Annotated in this window: 18 protein-coding genes (1 of these 18 only partly in view); 6 read left to right on the top strand and 12 right to left on the bottom strand. The window is 62.2% G+C overall.

Annotated elements, in window-relative coordinates; all coding sequences use genetic code 11:
• Window positions 1-7: 7 nt before the first annotated feature.
• Genes ACU5AY_RS17405 through hisB form a run of 6 tightly spaced genes read right to left on the bottom strand, consistent with a single transcriptional unit; the run spans window position 8 to window position 3,634 of the window.
• A complete protein-coding gene (locus ACU5AY_RS17405; protein ID WP_446827142.1) occupies window positions 8-322 on the bottom strand; it encodes a phosphoribosyl-ATP diphosphatase in 315 nt (104 codons plus the stop codon).
• A gap of 9 nt (window positions 323-331) precedes the next feature.
• On the bottom strand, window positions 332-1,108 hold the full coding sequence (gene hisF, locus ACU5AY_RS17400) for an imidazole glycerol phosphate synthase subunit HisF (RefSeq protein WP_446827141.1): 777 nt from the start codon (window positions 1,106-1,108) through the stop codon (window positions 332-334).
• Window positions 1,105-1,848: a 1-(5-phosphoribosyl)-5-[(5-phosphoribosylamino)methylideneamino]imidazole-4-carboxamide isomerase gene (hisA, locus tag ACU5AY_RS17395; protein WP_446827140.1), complete on the bottom strand. Its 744-nt coding sequence runs from the start codon at window positions 1,846-1,848 to the stop codon at window positions 1,105-1,107. Before hisA ends, hisF begins: the two co-directional genes overlap by 4 nt.
• A 17-nt stretch (window positions 1,849-1,865) precedes the next feature.
• Window positions 1,866-2,516 (bottom strand): imidazole glycerol phosphate synthase subunit HisH, encoded by a 651-nt coding sequence (gene hisH, locus ACU5AY_RS17390; protein ID WP_446822329.1) that lies wholly within the window; start codon window positions 2,514-2,516, stop codon window positions 1,866-1,868.
• A 1-nt stretch (window position 2,517) separates the two neighbouring features.
• Complete coding sequence (locus ACU5AY_RS17385; protein WP_446827139.1) at window positions 2,518-3,039, bottom strand: DUF2628 domain-containing protein; 522 nt, start codon at window positions 3,037-3,039, stop codon at window positions 2,518-2,520.
• Complete coding sequence (gene hisB, locus ACU5AY_RS17380) at window positions 3,032-3,634, bottom strand: imidazoleglycerol-phosphate dehydratase HisB (RefSeq protein ID WP_446822328.1); 603 nt, start codon at window positions 3,632-3,634, stop codon at window positions 3,032-3,034. Before hisB ends, ACU5AY_RS17385 begins: the two co-directional genes overlap by 8 nt.
• A gap of 214 nt (window positions 3,635-3,848) precedes the next feature.
• Here hisB and hslV point away from each other — a divergent pair, with 214 nt between their 5' ends.
• The 3 genes from hslV (at window position 3,849) to ACU5AY_RS17365 (ending at window position 6,937) form a co-directional block, all read left to right on the top strand.
• Window positions 3,849-4,409 (top strand): ATP-dependent protease subunit HslV, encoded by a 561-nt coding sequence (gene hslV / locus ACU5AY_RS17375; RefSeq protein ID WP_261928279.1) that lies wholly within the window; start codon window positions 3,849-3,851, stop codon window positions 4,407-4,409.
• A 58-nt stretch (window positions 4,410-4,467) separates the two neighbouring features.
• Window positions 4,468-5,778 carry an ATP-dependent protease ATPase subunit HslU gene (gene hslU, locus ACU5AY_RS17370; protein ID WP_446822327.1) on the top strand — a complete coding sequence of 437 codons (1,311 nt, stop codon included), beginning with the start codon at window positions 4,468-4,470 and terminating at the stop codon, window positions 5,776-5,778.
• A gap of 283 nt (window positions 5,779-6,061) precedes the next feature.
• Entirely contained in the window at window positions 6,062-6,937 is an 876-nt protein-coding gene (locus ACU5AY_RS17365) for a DUF1402 family protein (protein ID WP_446829050.1), read from the top strand.
• Here ACU5AY_RS17365 and ACU5AY_RS17360 read toward each other — a convergent pair.
• Both ACU5AY_RS17360 and ACU5AY_RS17355 read right to left on the bottom strand, forming a co-directional pair.
• Complete coding sequence (locus ACU5AY_RS17360) at window positions 6,934-7,563, bottom strand: TetR/AcrR family transcriptional regulator (RefSeq protein ID WP_446827138.1); 630 nt, start codon at window positions 7,561-7,563, stop codon at window positions 6,934-6,936. The two genes, ACU5AY_RS17365 and ACU5AY_RS17360, sit on opposite strands and share 4 nt — an antisense overlap.
• Before the next feature lie 119 nt (window positions 7,564-7,682).
• Window positions 7,683-8,639 carry a serine/threonine-protein kinase gene (locus tag ACU5AY_RS17355; protein ID WP_446827137.1) on the bottom strand — a complete coding sequence of 319 codons (957 nt, stop codon included), beginning with the start codon at window positions 8,637-8,639 and terminating at the stop codon, window positions 7,683-7,685.
• A 369-nt stretch (window positions 8,640-9,008) separates the two neighbouring features.
• Between ACU5AY_RS17355 and ACU5AY_RS17350 the strand changes: the two genes are divergently transcribed.
• Window positions 9,009-10,403 (top strand): cytochrome P450, encoded by a 1,395-nt coding sequence (locus tag ACU5AY_RS17350; protein ID WP_446827136.1) that lies wholly within the window; start codon window positions 9,009-9,011, stop codon window positions 10,401-10,403.
• 143 nt (window positions 10,404-10,546) lie between these two features.
• Window positions 10,547-12,703, top strand: coding sequence for a malate synthase G (locus ACU5AY_RS17345; protein WP_446827135.1), 2,157 nt, complete (start codon window positions 10,547-10,549; stop codon window positions 12,701-12,703).
• 78 nt (window positions 12,704-12,781) lie between these two features.
• Here the strand turns inward: ACU5AY_RS17345 and ACU5AY_RS17340 are convergent, their stop codons facing one another.
• Complete coding sequence (locus ACU5AY_RS17340) at window positions 12,782-13,441, bottom strand: L,D-transpeptidase (protein WP_446822322.1); 660 nt, start codon at window positions 13,439-13,441, stop codon at window positions 12,782-12,784.
• 194 nt (window positions 13,442-13,635) lie between these two features.
• Here ACU5AY_RS17340 and ACU5AY_RS17335 point away from each other — a divergent pair, with 194 nt between their 5' ends.
• Window positions 13,636-14,124 (top strand): MmcB family DNA repair protein, encoded by a 489-nt coding sequence (locus ACU5AY_RS17335; protein WP_446827134.1) that lies wholly within the window; start codon window positions 13,636-13,638, stop codon window positions 14,122-14,124.
• A 2-nt stretch (window positions 14,125-14,126) separates the two neighbouring features.
• Here the strand turns inward: ACU5AY_RS17335 and ACU5AY_RS17330 are convergent, their stop codons facing one another.
• From ACU5AY_RS17330 to hrpB, 3 genes are all read right to left on the bottom strand, one after another.
• Complete coding sequence (locus ACU5AY_RS17330) at window positions 14,127-14,708, bottom strand: ActR/PrrA/RegA family redox response regulator transcription factor (protein WP_446825978.1); 582 nt, start codon at window positions 14,706-14,708, stop codon at window positions 14,127-14,129.
• A 96-nt stretch (window positions 14,709-14,804) separates the two neighbouring features.
• Window positions 14,805-16,136: an ActS/PrrB/RegB family redox-sensitive histidine kinase gene (locus tag ACU5AY_RS17325; RefSeq protein WP_446822320.1), complete on the bottom strand. Its 1,332-nt coding sequence runs from the start codon at window positions 16,134-16,136 to the stop codon at window positions 14,805-14,807.
• Window positions 16,137-16,142: 6 nt separating this feature from the next.
• Window positions 16,143-16,690: the final stretch of an ATP-dependent helicase HrpB gene (gene hrpB, locus ACU5AY_RS17320; protein ID WP_446827133.1), read on the bottom strand. It continues 1,918 nt past the right edge of the window; only the last 548 of its 2,466 coding nucleotides appear in the window; its start codon lies off the right edge, out of view; the stop codon is at window positions 16,143-16,145.

Raw genomic sequence — 16,690 nt, 5'->3', positions numbered from 1 at the left:
CCTTCCCTTATCGGCTAGCCTTTTCCTGCAAGCCCGATTGCGCAGTCCGCCGTTCGAGCTCGGCCAGAACGTCCTCAAGCGGAATGTCTGCAATCTTCAACACGACCAGCAGGTGATAAAGCAAATCAGCACTTTCATCGACCAGATTCTTGCGGTCCTGGCTGATGGCGGCGATGACGGTTTCCACGGCCTCTTCGCCGAGCTTCTTGGCCGCTTTCGCCTGGCCGGCGGCGGCGAGTTTCGCGGTCCAGGACTCGTCGGGAGAGGCGTTCGCCCGCTTGGCGACGATCGCCTCCAGATCGGCTAGCGTGAAGGTGGTCATCGAACTCTCCTAATCGAGCCGCATGGCGATGCCGCTGTCGGACATATAGCGCTTGGCTTCGGCGATGGAATACGTCCCGAAGTGGAAGATCGAGGCGGCGAGAACAGCCGTCGCATGACCGTCCTTCACCCCCGCAACGAGATCGTCGAGCGTGCCGACACCGCCCGAGGCGACGACCGGAACGCGAACGCTGTCGGCGATGGTGCGTGTCAGCGCGATATCGTAGCCGCTCTTGGTGCCGTCCCGATCCATCGAGGTGACCAGCAGTTCGCCCGCGCCGCGCTCTACCATCTTGCCGGCAAACTCGACGGCATCGATGCCCGTCGGATTGCGGCCACCATGGGTGAAGATTTCCCAACGATCCGTTTCGCCGGCCTTGGAGACCTTCTTGGCGTCGATCGAGACGACGATGCACTGGTTGCCGAACTTGTCGGCGGCTTCTGCGACGAAATCGGGATTGTTGACCGCCGCCGAATTGATCGAGACCTTGTCGGCACCGCAGAGCAGCAGTTTGCGGATGTCGGCAATCGCACGAACACCGCCGCCGACCGTCAGCGGCATGAAGCAATGCTCGGCGGTGCGCCGGACGACGTCGAAGATCGTGTCGCGGTTGTCGGAGGAAGCGGTGATGTCGAGGAAGCAGAGTTCGTCGGCACCGGCGGCATCATAGGCGCGGGCCGATTCGACCGGATCGCCGGCATCGATCAGATCGACAAAATTGACGCCCTTGACGACACGGCCGTCTTTCACGTCCAGGCAGGGGATCACGCGGGCTTTGAGGGTCATCGGGCCAGTTCCTTCGCGTCACGGATCAGCTTCAGCGCCTCGGCCGGATCGATGCGCCCATCATAGAGCGCCCGGCCGGAAATCGCACCTTCGAGCTTGGAGGCATCGGGCTCCAGCATGCGGCGGATGTCGTCGAGCGAGGCGAGGCCGCCGGACGCGATCACCGGAATGGAGACGGCATCGGCGAGCTCCAGCGTCGAATCCCAGTTGATGCCGGTCAGGATGCCGTCGCGGTCGATGTCGGTGTAGATGATCGCCGCGACGCCGGCGCCCTCGAATTTTTTGGCAAGCTCGATGACGCCTAGTTCGGAGGCTTCCGCCCAGCCTTCGACCGCAACCTTGCCGCCCTTGGCATCGATGCCGACGGCGACCTTGCCGGGAAACTTTTTGCAGGCTTCGATGACGAGCTCCGGATCGCGGACCGCGACGGTGCCGAGAATGACGCGCGACAGGCCGCGCGACAGCCAGTTTTCGATGTGGTCCAGCGTGCGGATGCCGCCGCCGAGCTGGACCGGGTTCTTCGTCGCTTTCAGGATCGCGTCGACCGCGGCGCCGTTGACCGTCTCGCCGGCAAAGGCGCCGTTGAGGTCGACCACATGCAGCCATTCGAAGCCCTGGTCCTCGAAGGCTTTCGCCTGCGCTGCCGGATCGGGATTGTAGACGGTCGCCTGATCCATGTCGCCAAGCTTCAGGCGCACGCACTGGCCGTCCTTGAGGTCGATTGCGGGGAAAAGGATCATGGTCGGATATCCGTCTGTCAGGGCGCCCAGCGCAGGAAGTTGGTGATCAGCGCGAGGCCGAGCTTCTGGCTCTTCTCCGGGTGGAACTGAGAGCCGGCCATGTTGTCGCGGCCGACGAAGGCGGTCATCGGCCCACCGTAGTCGGTCGTGGCGATGACGTCCTCGGCGTTCTCGGCGGCCAGGTGGTAGGAGTGCACGAAATAGGCGTGCAGTCCGTCGGGACCGGTCGGAATACCGTCAAAGAGCGGGTGCGGGCGGTTGAGGTTCAGCGTGTTCCAGCCGATCTGCGGAATCTTCAACGCCGGATCGCCGGGAGTCATCTCCACGACGTCGCCCTTGATCCAGCCGAATCCCGTGGTGATCGTCTTTTCCAGCCCGCGCGACGACATCAGCTGCATGCCGACGCAGATACCGAGGAAGGGGCGGGCCTTGTTCTCGACCACGTCGACGATCGCCTCGTGCATGCCCGGCACGGCGTCGAGCCCTGCGCGGCAGTCGGCATAGGCGCCAACACCAGGCAGCACGATCCGGTCGGCGCTCGCCACGCGATCGGCCTTGTCGGTGAGGTCTATCTCGGCGGGGATGCCGGCTTCCCGGGCGGCGCGCTCGAAGGCCTTGGTGGCCGAACGCAGATTGCCGGAGCCGTAGTCAATGATTGCGACGCGCATGTTAGTTGCGTCCTCCTTCAGGATCATAAAAGCCGAACAGGCCTGGCTCGGATGCTCGCGGGCGGGTACTCGACGGCGGCATGGCCGGACGGGCCGCGGCCGGGGGCGGATTTTCGTCATCTTGTAAGCCGGCAAAATAGATCGCTTCCGCGTCGCCGAGATTGCGGGCTGTGACGATATCGCTGAGTTTCCAGCCATCGGCCTCGAGCAGCCGGATATAATGCATCCGGCCCTCAAGGGCCGCGACCAGCGAGACCGTCAGCAGAAGCGCAAGGCCCGCCCATCCGAAACCGCTGATGCCGAACAGCTGAAGCGCGACCATCTGCAAAACGAGGGCGATCGAGCCGGAGATCCACAGACGATGCGCGTAAAGCCAGAGCGCCGGCACCAGGAAGGCCGTGAGGCTGAAACTGTCGCGGATCACCTTCGTCAAGGCGTGATCCCTGTCCAGGCCATCCGGCGATGTCAGAACGATATAACTTGCCATTCGCTGTCCTACCCGGATTGTGGCAGGTTCAAACAAGCGTTCCCTTTGTCGAAGGAACGCGGCCCTGTTGGCGGGGGTCGATCTCCGTTGCCGTCCGCAACGTCCGTGCCACCGCTTTGAAGCAGGTCTCGGCGATATGATGGTTGTTGGCGCCGTAATGGTTCAGCACATGCAGCGTGATGCCGGCATTCTGCGCGAAGGCCTGGAAGAATTCGCGCACCAGTTCCGTGTCGAACGTGCCGATCTTCGGCGCCGAGAAGGCGACGTTCCAGACGAGGAAGGGGCGGCCGGACAGGTCGACGCCGGCCTTCGTCATCGTCTCGTCCATCACGAGGTCGAGCGAGGCGTAGCGGGCAATGCCGCGTCGGTCGCCGAGCGCCTTCGAAATCGCCTGGCCGAGCGCGATGCCGGTGTCCTCGACGGTGTGGTGATCGTCGATATGCAGGTCGCCCTTGACCTCGATCTCCATGTCGATCAGCGAATGTCGCGACAGCTGGTCGAGCATATGGTCGAAGAAGCCGACACCCGTCGAAATCTTCGCGGATCCCGTGCCGTCGATGTTGACGGATACGGAAACGGAGGTCTCGTTGGTCGTCCGCTTGACGCTGGCGATGCGGCCGGTTTCTGCCATCTCTCTGCTCCGACAAGGAAAATATCGCCGCTCAATAACAGGCGCACCGGCAAATATCCAGAAGGACCATCGCAAAAAGCCGCAGGGGACCGCTCTCCGGCCGCATTTGACCGCGCCGCGATTGCAATCGTGGCAAGGCGGCTTACATAGGCTCTCATATTCGGAACAGCAAAGCCGGTATCCATAGCGATGAACACCGGTACAAGGGTGTCATATGAGTGAACACAATCCGTTTGGAACAATGCACGCCACAACCATCATCACCGTACGCAAGGGCGACAAGGTGGTGATGGCCGGCGACGGCCAGGTCTCGCTCGGCCAGACCGTCATGAAGGGCAATGCCCGCAAGGTGCGCCGCATCGGCAAGGGCGGCAACGTCATTGCCGGTTTTGCCGGCGCCACCGCGGATGCCTTCACCCTTCTCGAAAGGCTCGAGAAGAAGCTCGAGCAGTATCCGGGCCAGCTGATGCGCGCCGCCGTCGAGCTCGCCAAGGACTGGCGAACCGACAAGTATCTGCGCAACCTCGAGGCCATGATGTTGGTCGCGGACGAAACCATCACCCTTGCCGTGACCGGCAATGGCGATGTGCTGGAACCCGAACACGGCACGATGGCGATCGGCTCGGGCGGCAATTACGCCTATGCGGCCGCACGCGCTCTGATGGGCACCGACCTTCCGGCCGACGAGATCGCCCGCCGCGCCATGGAGATCGCCGCCGAGATCTGCGTCTACACCAACAACAACATCATCGTAGAAACGCTCGACGCCGCCTGATCGGGGCAGGCGTCAACCTTGGGTGCGGAAGCCCCGCGCCTGTCTGAAAGAGGTTTTCATGACCAATTTTTCCCCCCGCGAGATCGTTTCCGAACTCGACCGTTTCATCATCGGCCAGCACGAGGCCAAGCGGGCCGTTGCGATCGCGCTTAGAAACCGCTGGCGCCGCCAGCAGCTGGAACCCGACCTGCGTGACGAGGTCATGCCGAAGAACATCCTGATGATCGGCCCGACCGGTGTCGGCAAGACCGAGATCTCCAGGCGCCTCGCCAAGCTCGCCGGCGCGCCCTTCATCAAGGTCGAGGCGACGAAGTTCACCGAAGTCGGCTATGTCGGCCGTGACGTCGAACAGATCATCCGCGACCTCGTCGAGGTCGGCATCGGCCTGGTGCGCGAAAAGAAGCGCGCCGAGGTGGAGGCAAAGGCCCACCAGAACGCGGAAGAGCGCGTGCTTGATGCCTTGGTCGGCGCGACCGCGTCTCCGGCCACCCGGGAAAGTTTCCGCAAGAAGCTGCGCGCCGGTGAACTGGACGACAAGGAAATCGACATCGAGATCGCCGAGACCGGCACCGGCGGCATGCCGGGCTTTGAAGTGCCGGGCATGCCGGGTGCCAATATTGGCGTTCTCAACCTGTCGGATCTGTTCGGGAAGGCGATGGGCGGCGCGAAAAAGAAGCTTCGTACGACCGTCAAGGCGTCCTATGGCGACCTGATCCGCGACGAATCCGACAAGCTGATCGACAACGAGGTGATCCAGCGTGAAGCGATCCGTGCCGTCGAAGACGACGGCATCGTCTTCCTCGACGAAATCGACAAGATCGCCGCCCGTGACGGCGGCATGGGCGCCGGCGTATCGCGCGAAGGCGTGCAGCGCGACCTGCTGCCGCTCGTCGAAGGCACGACCGTTTCGACGAAGTACGGGCCGGTCAAGACCGACCATGTGCTGTTCATCGCTTCGGGCGCCTTCCACGTGTCCAAGCCGTCGGACCTGTTGCCGGAGCTGCAGGGCCGCCTGCCGATCCGCGTCGAGCTGAAGCCGCTGACCAAGGAGGATTTCCGCCGCATCCTGACGGAGACGGAGGCAAGCCTCATTCGCCAGTACAAGGCGCTCATGGACACCGAAGAGGTGGCGCTCGACTTCACCGAGGACGCCATCGATGCGCTGGCCGATGTCGCGGTTCATCTGAACGCGACGGTCGAGAACATCGGCGCGCGCCGCCTGCAGACCGTGATGGAGCGTGTGCTCGACGAGATCTCCTTCAACGCGCCGGATCGCTCTGGTTCCGGCGTGACGATCGACCAGGCCTATGTCCGCAAGCATGTCGGCGATCTTGCCGCCGACACCGACCTGTCGCGCTACATCCTGTAGCGACAGGCAAAATAGCCGAATGCGCGCAAGGGCTTGAACCCGCGTCACGGCACTGTGACCGTTTGGCACTCGACAACGGCCTCTCCTTTTCTTTAAGGAGGGGCCGTCCCTTTTCATGCCGGAAGTTTGACGGCATAGAGTGTTGGTCGTGGCTTTCCGAGAAACGGAGCCCGTGGGACCAGCATCTGCTCAACGTTTACAGGACCATTCGATCGTGAAGCTTCTCCGCACGGTACTCGTGATTGCCCTGACCAGCTTTCCGCTTGCATCCCACGCCGCCGACATGGTGCCGCCGGGCAACCGTAATGCCACCCAGCCGCCGATCCCGGGTGCATCCGTCCGCCGGACCAAGGCCGGCCGGACCAGCTTTGATGACAAGTATGACAAGATCTATGCGCTGCTGTCTTCCGACCACAAGCTGATGAGCAAGATCAAGTCCACGGCCGCGGCGTACGGCATCGATCCGATACATATGATCGGCGCCCTCGTCGGCGAGCACACCTATAATGTCGATGCCTACGACCGGCTGCAGTCCTATTACATCAAGGCGGCTTCCTACGCCGGTGAGAGCTTCCGCTTCGCCTATAATGACGAGAAGGTCGACCATTTCGTCGACCGTCCGCAGTTTGCCGGATGCACGCCGGGAATGAGCTCCTACGACCTGTGGAGCTGCCGGGAAGATGTCTGGAATTCAAAGTTCCGTGGCAAGACCGTCGATGGCGAGAGCTTTCCGAACAACCGCTTCTCCGCCGTCTTCTTCCAGCCCTTCTACGCCGGGCAGACCTTCGGTCTCGGCCAGATCAATCCGCTGACGGCGTTGATGATGAGCGACATGGTCCACCGCGTCTCCGGCTACAAGAAGCTCGACGAGAACGATGCGGCCGACGTCTACAAGGCGATCATGGATCCCGACCAGTCGCTGGCCTACATGGCCGCGACCATCCGCACCGCGATCGACGATTACAGGAAGATCGCCGGCGTCGACATTTCCGACAATCCCGGCATCACCGCCACGCTGTACAATCTCGGGGCCTCCCGCGATCGCGCGCGCCAGCTGGCGGCAAAGCGGAAATCCGGCGGCAAGGCCTGGCCGGAAGAGAACTATTACGGCTGGCTCATCAACGACAAGCTGGATCAGTTGCAGGGTCTTCTGCGTTAGGGCGCCGGCGGGGCCGCGGGTTCCGGGTGCAGCAGGCCGCCCAGGAACAGCGCGACAGACGTGTCGGCAACCGTCTCGATTTCGGCCCGGCTGAGAGGCTCTCTCAGGCCGAGAACGATCTCCAGGTGAAGGTTCGACCGCAGCATGCCGATGAACTGCGTGGCCGTGTAGAGCGGATCGTCGATCTGAATCTCGCCGCGCGCGACTGCCGCGGACAATATTGCGGCCAGCCGCCGCGCGCCCTTCTTCGGCCCGTTTTCATAGAAGGCTTCGGCGAGATGCGGCAGCCGGTAGGCTTCACCGACGACGACGCGATAAACACCGACCATAACCGGACTCATGAACAGGCTGAGAAAGCGCAACGCGAACTGCCGCAGCGCGTCCTCGAGCGGCAGGTGGCTCGCGCCTTCGAAAGACATCTCGCTGGACGCTTGTTCGGCACATTGGGAAATCAGGGCGATGAACAGCCCCTCCTTGTTGCCGAAGAGTGTGTAGATGTTGCGCTTCGAGCCGCCGACCTTCTCGATCACGGCATCGATGCTGGCTGCTGCATAGCCCTGCTCGAGAAAAACCTCCGCAGCCGCGTCCAATATCGCCGCCCTGCGCTCGTCGCGAGCGGCCGGCATTTCCTCGTCTATGTCGTTCAAGATCTTGTTCCCCGAGACCCACCCCGGATCAAGGTAAGACAAGAGGCTGTTCCGGGTCAAACCGGGGAAGGGGTCTGGCGCTCCGCGGTCTGCGCCGGCTAACAGAGTGTCGACTTGGCGACCAGCGCCGCAATCCGGCGACGCGCCTCATTTTCGCTTCGAAAGGTCGAGAATGCATGCCGTTTCGTTCCGACGGTGTGGATGAGGGCGGGAAACACACCCGGACGCAACGCCAGAATTTCCTGATTGTCTCCCTCTCCGCACATCCAGCGGTCGGCGCCGGCGCGTACCCATTGTCGAGCGAAAGACAGCTGGTCGAGGGCGCGCTTGAACTCGGTCGCCGAATCAAAACGGTCGTGCGGATCGAAGCTGACCGCCTTTCTGACGATTCGCCTGATCCGCTCCGGCACGTAGTCGGCAAAACCGATCAGGTCCGCGATGTTCCTTCCCTTGTCCAGCGATTGCCGTGCGTCTGTCAGGATCTTGTGAAAGCTCGCCATGTTGTTGACGCTGCGCAGCAGCATCAGCCCGGCATCGAATATGTCCCAGGAGGGCGACGAGGCGTCCCCGGCGGCGGTTTCGGGCGGGATATAGGGCTTGTAGACGAGATCGGAAACCATCCGGCCGGTGGGCATGTGGAAGGCGGCACCGAAATCCGTCAGCTTGGCGGTGTCGCCGGACAGCATGACATTTTCGGCGCCGACATCGCGATGTACCACCCCTATGTTGTGGACTTTCGACAGTGCCGCCAGGATCTGCCGCGTATAGTCGACCGATTCCGCGACGGGAACGAAGCGTCTCGCGAGCGTGTCGGCAAGCGAGCCGTCGTCCATGAATTCCATCTCGATCATGGAGTATTGATCGTGCGGATGGAACGCCAGCGTATCCACAACATGCTCGTGGCGGCAGGCGGTCTGGGCCTTCATTTCGCGTTGCGCGGCCTCGCGGCCTTGCGTCTCTCCGCGGACGTATTTCATCGCAACGTTGCGACCGGATTGGCAATTGATCATCTGGTAGACCTCGCCGGTCCGGCCGATGCCGAGGCGCTTCACCACCTTATATGTCTCGAGAACCGTCTCTCCCTCTTGCAGAGACCGGGGAAGGCCGATGCTTGGAATTGGGGCAATTGCAGTCACGTCGCGGTCCTGTCGATGAACGATTGCGCAACGTGTCTGCCGGCTCCGTAAAGGAGATTGGCCCTCACGCAATAGCGAGGTCTGCCGGTTTGCGTCGCAAGAAGTACGGATTGGTAATAAGAATTACCATCTAATGGTAATCGCCATTACTAGTCAATCGTTTGATTAGTGATTTCGTTTCGTCAATGCGCGCAGCCCCGACCGGATCCGCATTCGCAATTGCGCCGGGATTGTTCGATTGACTGCGGGGGCACATGCCCTAACCTTGAGGCAAAGAGGAAGACATCCATGGACATGCGTCCCGACCCCTTCGAGCCACCAGCTCCCATTCCCAGGACCTCGCCGCCCGGCCGGCTGGAAATCATCAAGACGGTCTTCCGCAACCCGCTCGAACTCTGGGGCGAGCCGTCGTATACGCTGCCCTATATCGACGCGAAGTTTCTCAACCAGCGGACCCTCATCGTCAACGATCCCGGCCTGATCCGGCATATTCTCGTCGACAATGCCGCCAACTATCGCATGTCCACGGTCCGGCAGCTGATCCTGCGGCCGATCCTCCGGGACGGCCTGCTGACGGCAGAAGGTCCCGTCTGGAAGCGCTCGCGCAAGGCAATGGCGCCCGTCTTCACGCCACGCCATGCGCTCGGCTTCGCCAGCCAGATGCTCAGCCAGTCGGTCGCCTTCCTCGATCGCTACCGGTCCGAAGACGGCGAGGCAGTTCATCGCGATGTTGCTGTCGACATGACCGAGCTCACCTTCGCCATCCTGTCCGACACCCTGTTTTCCGGCGAGATCGCCAGCGTCACGGACGATTTTGCCGAGGATGTGAACCAGCTGCTCGCGACCATGGGGCGTGTCGACCCGCTCGATCTGCTGCTGGCGCCGTCATGGTTGCCGCGCGTCAGCCGCTGGCGCGGCCAGAAGGTGCTCGAAAAGTTCAGGGACATCGTTCGGCAGACGATGGAGGCGAGGAGGGCGCGCATGGAGACCGACCGGCAATCCGTGCCGGAAGATTTCCTTACGCTGCTGCTGGAAGCCGGCGGTCCGGACGGCCTCTCGGACGAGGAAATCGCCGACAACATCCTGACCTTCATCGGCGCCGGCCACGAAACCACCGCTCGTGCGCTGGCATGGACGCTATACTGCATTGGCAATGCGCCTGCCGTCCGCGAGCGGATGGAAGGCGAGATCGACGAGGTTATCGCAAGTGGTGCCGAACCGGTGACCTGGCTAGACCGGATGCCGAACGTCCGCGCCTCCTTTGAGGAAGCCCTTCGGCTCTATCCGCCTGCACCGTCGATCAATCGCGCGGCGATCGACGCCGACACATGGGTCGACGGCGACGGCAAGACACTGGAGATACCGGCGGGCATCACCATCCTCATCATGCCGTGGACGCTCCATCGCCATACGCTCTACTGGGAAAAGCCGCGCGCTTTCATGCCCGAGCGCTTCCTGCCGGAAAATCGCGACCGCATCGGGCGCTTCCAGTTTCTGCCCTTCGGTGCCGGCCCGCGCATCTGCATCGGCGCGACCTTCGCCATGCAGGAGGCGGTCATCATCCTGGCGACGCTCATGCACCGCTTCCGTTTCGACGTGCTGCCTGAGACGAATCCCTGGCCCGTACAGCGGCTGACGACCCAGCCGAAGGGCGGAGTACCGATGCGGATTACCGCCCGCTGACAGCGCGAAAATCACACTTATTCCAAAATGGAAAAAATCCTTGGAACTTTTGCAAAATTGACATCGAGTCTTTCCGGTGCAATTTGGCACTATCGCCAAGAATGCCGAAAATCGGCGCGTAGCCGCTGCTGGGAGATTACCGCATGAGCCGGATTGAAAAGAACGGATTGTCGATCGATAAAGCCCTCCATGACTTTCTGGTCGACCAGGCATTGCCTGGGACCGGGGTCGATGCGGAGCATTTCTTCTCTGCCTTTTCGTCGATCGTCCATGATCTTGCGCCGAAGAACCGGGCTCTCCTGAAGAAGCGCGACGATCTGCAGGCCAGGATCGATGACTGGTACCGCCAAAACGGCGCGCCGGTCGACATGGCCGTCTACGAGGGCTTCCTGCGCGAGATCGGCTATCTGCTGCCGGAAGGTCCGGATTTCTCGGTCGAGACGAAGAATGTCGATCCCGAAATCGCCTCGATCGCCGGTCCGCAGCTTGTCGTGCCGGTCATGAACGCCCGCTATGCGCTGAACGCCGCCAATGCGCGCTGGGGTTCGCTCTATGATGCGCTCTATGGCACGGATGCGCTCGGCGACCTGCCGACGGGCAAAGGGTACGATTCGCAGCGCGGCGCGCGTGTCATCGCTTGGGCGAAAAGCCTCCTGGACGAGAGCGTGCCGCTTGCCGCAGGCAAATGGGCCGATGTTACGGGGTTCGAATTCGAGAACGGCGCGTTGATCGTCGACACCGAGGCCGGACAGACCGGCCTTGCCGACCCGTCGCAATATGTCGGCTTCAAGCGCGAAAGCGACACGGCCTACCGCCTCTATTTCAAGACCAACAACCTGCACACGCTGGTCTTCGTCGACCCGGACAGCATGATCGGCAAGGACGATCCGGCCCATATCGCCGATGTCGGCCTCGAATCGGCGATCACCACGATCATGGATTGCGAGGATTCGGTCGCTGCGGTCGATGCCGAGGACAAGGTCACCGTCTATGCTAACTGGCTCGGCCTGATGCGCGGTGATCTGACCGAAGAAGTCTCCAAGGGCGGTAAGACCTTCACCCGCAAGCTGAATGACGATCTCGACTATCTGACGCCTGACCATCAGAAGGCGACACTGAAAGGCCGCTCACTGATGCTGGTGCGCAATGTCGGCCACCTGATGACCAATCCGGCGATCCTCGACCGCGACGGCAACGAGGTGCCGGAAGGCATCATGGACGCGATGATTACCGCCCTGATCGCCCTTTACGACATCGGTCCCGATGGCCGCCGCGCCAATTCCCGCGAAGGCTCGATGTATGTCGTCAAGCCGAAGATGCACGGCCCGGAAGAGGTCGCTTTTGCCTGCGAGATCTTCAGCCGCGTCGAAGATGCGCTCGGGATGGCCCGCGACACCATCAAGATGGGCATCATGGACGAAGAGCGCCGGACGACGGTCAACCTCAAGGAATGCATCCGCGCCGCTAGGACCCGCGTCGTCTTCATCAACACGGGCTTCCTCGACCGAACCGGCGACGAGATCCACACCTCGATGGAAGCCGGGCCGATGATCCGCAAGGGCGACATGAAGCAGGCGGCCTGGATTTCGGCCTACGAAAACTGGAACGTCGACATCGGCCTCGAATGCGGTCTGTCCGGCCATGCGCAGATCGGCAAGGGCATGTGGGCGATGCCGGATCTGATGGCGGCCATGCTCGAGCAGAAGATCGGCCATCCGAAAGCCGGCGCCAACACCGCCTGGGTGCCGTCGCCGACGGCCGCGACCCTGCACGCCACCCACTACCACAAGATCAACGTCGCCGACGTCCAGAAGAAGCTTGCCGGTCGGGACCGTGCGAAACTGTCCGACATCCTGTCCGTGCCGGTTGCTTCGCGTCCGAACTGGACGCCGGAGGAAATCCAGGCCGAACTCGACAACAATGCGCAGGGCATTCTCGGCTACGTCGTGCGCTGGGTCGACCAGGGCGTCGGTTGCTCCAAGGTGCCGGACATCAACAATGTCGGACTGATGGAAGACCGGGCGACGCTGCGCATCTCCTCCCAGCATATGGCCAACTGGCTGCATCACGGCGTCGTGACACAAGAACAGATCGTCGAGACCATGAAGCGCATGGCGGTCGTCGTCGATGGCCAGAATGCCGGCGACCCGGCCTATGTGCCGATGGCGAAGGACTATGACGCCTCGATCGCCTTCCAGGCCGCTCTCGACCTGGTTCTGAAGGGCCGCGAACAGCCGAACGGCTATACCGAGCCGGTGCTGCACCGCCGCCGCCTGGACCTGAAGGCCCAGGCCGCCTGACGATCGCAAAAGTTCAAACGAAAAAGCCGCCGGGAGACAATCTCACCGGCGGCTTTTTAGTCTTTGCGGAAGCGGCAATTACTGCTGCACGATGACCTTGGTGTTGCGGCCGGGCGTGACGCGCGAATAGAGGTCGATGATGTCCTGGTTCATCAGGCGGATGCAGCCGGACGAAACGGCCTTGCCGATCGAGTTCCATTCAGGCGTGCCATGAAGGCGGAAGAGCGTGTCCTGGCCCTGGTCGTTGAAGAGGTAGAGCGCGCGTGCACCGAGCGGGTTGCTCAGGCCCGGGCCCATGCCGTCCTCGACATACTTGGCGACTTCCGGCTTGCGCACGGCCATTTCCTTCGGCGGATGCCAAGTCGGCCATTCCTGCTTCCAGGCGACGTAAGCGTTTCCGGACCAGGAGAAGCCCTGCTTGCCGACGCCGATGCCGTAACGAACGGCCTTGCCGCCGGGCAGCACATAGTAGAGGAAGCGCGAAGGCGTATCGACAATGATCGTGCCCGGCTTTTCGCTGGTGCGATAGCTGACGATCTGGCGATGGAAGCGTTCCGGCACCTTCGAGATCGGGATCGCCGGCAGGGTGTAGCCGGAATCGGTAACCGAGCCGTAGGAATTGGTGAAGATCTGGGAGGTTTCGGTCGTCGTTCCACCTGTCTCCGAGGTGGTGGAGCACCCGGCTGCGGCAAGGGTGGCAGCCAGGGCGAATGCGGTCAGGGCGGTGCGAAAGCGCATAGGGGTCTCGTCTGGTAAGGAATCTGATTAATACGGCTTCGCCAAAATCGTCGAGTATGGTTTATTTTCTGTTAAACCGAGTTTTTCGAGCGACCGTACGCGCTAGACTTGGTAGCGCCCCCCAAATTGAAAGTGAATTGCATTTTTGCAACAATTTCAAAAGAATCAACATTACGTATACGTGAAGTGAGCGCATGGCGATACTCGACATCCACAACGACAATCCGCTTCTTGACGGTCGCCAGTCCGATCGTGCGATGCTGGTGCGCAGAGGGGTGCAGATCCTGATGCACGAAATGAGACTGGCCGTGCTTCCGGAGCTTTCGCTCGCCGGCGGTCGGCGCGCCGATCTCATCTGCCTTTCGGACAAGGGCGACATCACCATCGTCGAGATCAAGACCTCGATCGAGGACTTTCGGGTCGATCGCAAATGGCCCGAATATCTCGACCACTGCGACACCTTCTATTTCGCCACGCACAAGGGCGTGCCGCTGGATATCTTTCCGGAGGCCTGCGGTCTCATCCTTTCGGACGGCTATGGTGCGCACATTGTGCGCGAGGCATCCGAGAGCCGCCTTGCGGCGTCACGGCGCAAGGCGATCACGCTCAACTTCTCCCGCACGGCCGCCGAAAGGCTGATGCGGGCGGAATGGGCGGCGGCAAGGACGCCGACAGGCGAGTAACGCTATTTCGGCGCGCGCTTGGCCAGAATCCGCTGCAGTGTGCGGCGGTGCATGTTGAGCCGGCGGGCGGTTTCCGAGACGTTGCGCTCGCACATCTCGTAGACGCGCTGGATATGCTCCCAGCGCACACGATCGGCCGACATCGGATTTTCCGGCAGTTCGGCCTTCTCGCCGGGACGTTGGGTCAGGGCGGCGTAGACGTCATCCGCGTCGGCCGGCTTGGCGAGATAATCGACGGCGCCGAGTTTCACGGCATTCACCGCCGTGGCGATGTTGCCGTAGCCCGTCAGCACGATGATGCGTGTGTCGTTGCGCTCCTTGCGGATCGCCTCGATCACGTCCAGCCCGTTGCCGTCGCTCAGCCGGAGGTCGATCACGGCATATTTCGGCGCATGGGCGCGGGTCTTGGCAATGCCTTCGGAGACCGTTTCCGCCATTTCGACGGCGAAGCCCCGCGTTTCCATGGCGCGCGCAAGGCGGCGAACGAAAGGACCGTCGTCATCGACGATCAGCAGCGAGGCATCCGGTCCGATGGGATTGTCGTTTATGTCCGGATCGACGTCGGTCCCGGCGGGTAGGCTCATGTCTTTTTCACTCATGTCCTGTGGTCCTGTTCACATCGCGTGCCACAAGTAGGCAATTTCAAACGTCTATATGGTGTCTTTGCCGCACGGGTAAAGTTAAATTGCCGCTTTCGTTTCCATCAGATAGCGCGGCCAGCTGACGATGATGCGGGCGCCCGGGTCGTCTTCCGCCTTGTTTTCGAACCTGAGGCTCGCCCCCGACCGCTCCAGAAGCGTCTTGGCGATGAACAGGCCGAGACCCAGGCCGCCGGCAATGTCATCGCGATTGCGGCTGGTGACATAGGGCTCCCCGATGCGGGCGAGGATGTCCGGCGGATAGCCTTCGCCGTCGTCTTCTATGGTGATCGAAATGCGCGCCGCATCGTGTTCGACGGTAATCGTCACCTCGGTTTGCGCATAGTCGACGGCATTCTCCACCAGATTGCCGAGCCCGTAGGTAATGGCGTCGTTGCGTATCCCCGTTGGTTCCTTGGCGCGCTCGCTCTTTTCCACGACAATGATGTCGACGCCGGCGTCGCGGTGCGGCGCTATGACCTCCTCGATCATCGACGACAGCGGCAGGTTGCGCATATGCGTGTCGCCTTCGGTCGATAGCGTCGTCAGCCGGCGAAGAATGTCCCTGCAGCGCTCGCTCTGGCTTCTGAGCAACATCACGTCCTCGCGCAGCGGATCGTCCTTGGCCAGCCCCCGCTCCATTTCCTTGGCGACGACGCTGATCGTGGCGAGCGGCGTCCCGAGTTCGTGGGCGGCGGCGGCGGCAAGTCCGTCGAGCTGGGACAGGTGCTTCTGCCGCTGCAGCACCAGTTCGGTTGCAGTCAGCGCATCGGAGAGCTCGGTCGCCTCGCGCGAAACACGGTGGGTATAGAAGGCTGCGAAACCCATCATTGTGGCAATGGCGCTCCAGACGGCAAGCTGCATCACCGGATGCAGCGCGATCTCCTCGCCCGGCATCCATGGCAGGGAGAAGGGCGAAAAGGCAAGGATCGTTGTCGCCGCCAGCGCGATCACGATCAACGCCATCGAATGCCGGATCGGCTGCGAGGCGAACGAGATGACCACCGGCACGCAGATCAGCGGCGCGAAGGGGTTGGCCAATCCGCCGGTGATGAAGAGAAGCGCCGAAAGCTGGATCAGGTCGAAGCTGAGGACGATCAGCGTCGCGCGCGGCGTCAGGCGGTGCGCCGCCGGAAACCCGAAGGTCAGGTACATGTTGAGCCCGGCAAGGCTGGCGATCAGGACGGCCGCCATGACCAGCGGGATGTCAAACCCGAGGGCGAGCGACACGAGCGCGACGGTCAGACCCTGGCCGCAGATCGCCAGCCATCTCAGCCGGATGAGCGTCTGCAGGCGAAGGCGCCGGCTCGAATGATCGTCGGATTGCTTCATGCCCTTGTCGGAAAGCTCGTCCACTGTCTCAACTGCTGTCATGGGACCTCATTTAGCACGGGGTTTCGCACGTGTCGTCGGCAAAGCCTCCGCCGGATTGTCCGGCCAGACATGCTTCGGATACCGCCCGCGCATGTCCGCGCGCACGTCCCGCCACGACCCGGCCCAGAAGCCCGGCAGGTCCCGCGTCGTCTGGATCAGCCGGTGCGCCGGCGACAAGAGCTCCAGCAGAAGAGGTATACGGCCACCGCCGATCGTCGGATGCGTGGTCAGGCCGAAAAGCTCCTGGACGCGGATCGAAAGCACCGGCTCCTCGCCGTCATAGCGGATCGGATGGCTCTGCCCCGTCGGCGCTGTGAAATGCGTCGGTACCAGCCGTTCAAGGTCAGCCTTTTTCTCATAAGGCACGAGCGACAGCAGGCCTTTCGCCAGGTTGCCTGATGAAATGCCGTCGAAACTCGTGACCCCGGACTGGAAGGGGATGAACCAGTCCTCAAGCCGCGCCAGCAGTGCCTCGTCGTCCATCGCCGGAAAGCTCTCGTCACCGCTCTTTCTGAGAAAGGCGATCCTGTCCCTGATCTGGATCGCGTCCTTGC

The sequence above is a fragment of the Rhizobium sp. PAMB 3174 genome (assembly GCF_052908375.1).
Note: the sequence above shows the minus strand (reverse complement) of the source record. Positions and strands in the feature narration are given on the sequence as shown.

Bases quoted from the DNA above. Each gene is read 5' to 3' on its own strand.
- hisB (WP_446822328.1), bottom strand. From the start codon at position 3,634: ATGGCAGAAACCGGCCGCATCGCCAGCGTCAAGCGGACGACCAACGAG.
- ACU5AY_RS17330 (WP_446825978.1), bottom strand. From the start codon at position 14,708: ATGAGCCTACCCGCCGGGACCGACGTCGATCCGGACATAAACGACAAT.
- ACU5AY_RS17335 (WP_446827134.1), top strand. From the start codon at position 13,636: ATGGCGATACTCGACATCCACAACGACAATCCGCTTCTTGACGGTCGC.
- ACU5AY_RS17350 (WP_446827136.1), top strand. From the start codon at position 9,009: ATGGACATGCGTCCCGACCCCTTCGAGCCACCAGCTCCCATTCCCAGG.
- hisH (WP_446822329.1), bottom strand. From the start codon at position 2,516: ATGCGCGTCGCAATCATTGACTACGGCTCCGGCAATCTGCGTTCGGCC.
- hslU (WP_446822327.1), top strand. From the start codon at position 4,468: ATGACCAATTTTTCCCCCCGCGAGATCGTTTCCGAACTCGACCGTTTC.
- ACU5AY_RS17405 (WP_446827142.1), bottom strand. From the start codon at position 322: ATGACCACCTTCACGCTAGCCGATCTGGAGGCGATCGTCGCCAAGCGG.
- ACU5AY_RS17340 (WP_446822322.1), bottom strand. From the start codon at position 13,441: ATGCGCTTTCGCACCGCCCTGACCGCATTCGCCCTGGCTGCCACCCTT.
- ACU5AY_RS17360 (WP_446827138.1), bottom strand. From the start codon at position 7,563: ATGCCGGCCGCTCGCGACGAGCGCAGGGCGGCGATATTGGACGCGGCT.
- ACU5AY_RS17365 (WP_446829050.1), top strand. From the start codon at position 6,062: ATGGTGCCGCCGGGCAACCGTAATGCCACCCAGCCGCCGATCCCGGGT.
- hslV (WP_261928279.1), top strand. From the start codon at position 3,849: ATGAGTGAACACAATCCGTTTGGAACAATGCACGCCACAACCATCATC.
- hisF (WP_446827141.1), bottom strand. From the start codon at position 1,108: ATGACCCTCAAAGCCCGCGTGATCCCCTGCCTGGACGTGAAAGACGGC.
- hisA (WP_446827140.1), bottom strand. From the start codon at position 1,848: ATGATCCTTTTCCCCGCAATCGACCTCAAGGACGGCCAGTGCGTGCGC.
- ACU5AY_RS17325 (WP_446822320.1), bottom strand. From the start codon at position 16,136: ATGACAGCAGTTGAGACAGTGGACGAGCTTTCCGACAAGGGCATGAAG.
- ACU5AY_RS17345 (WP_446827135.1), top strand. From the start codon at position 10,547: ATGAGCCGGATTGAAAAGAACGGATTGTCGATCGATAAAGCCCTCCAT.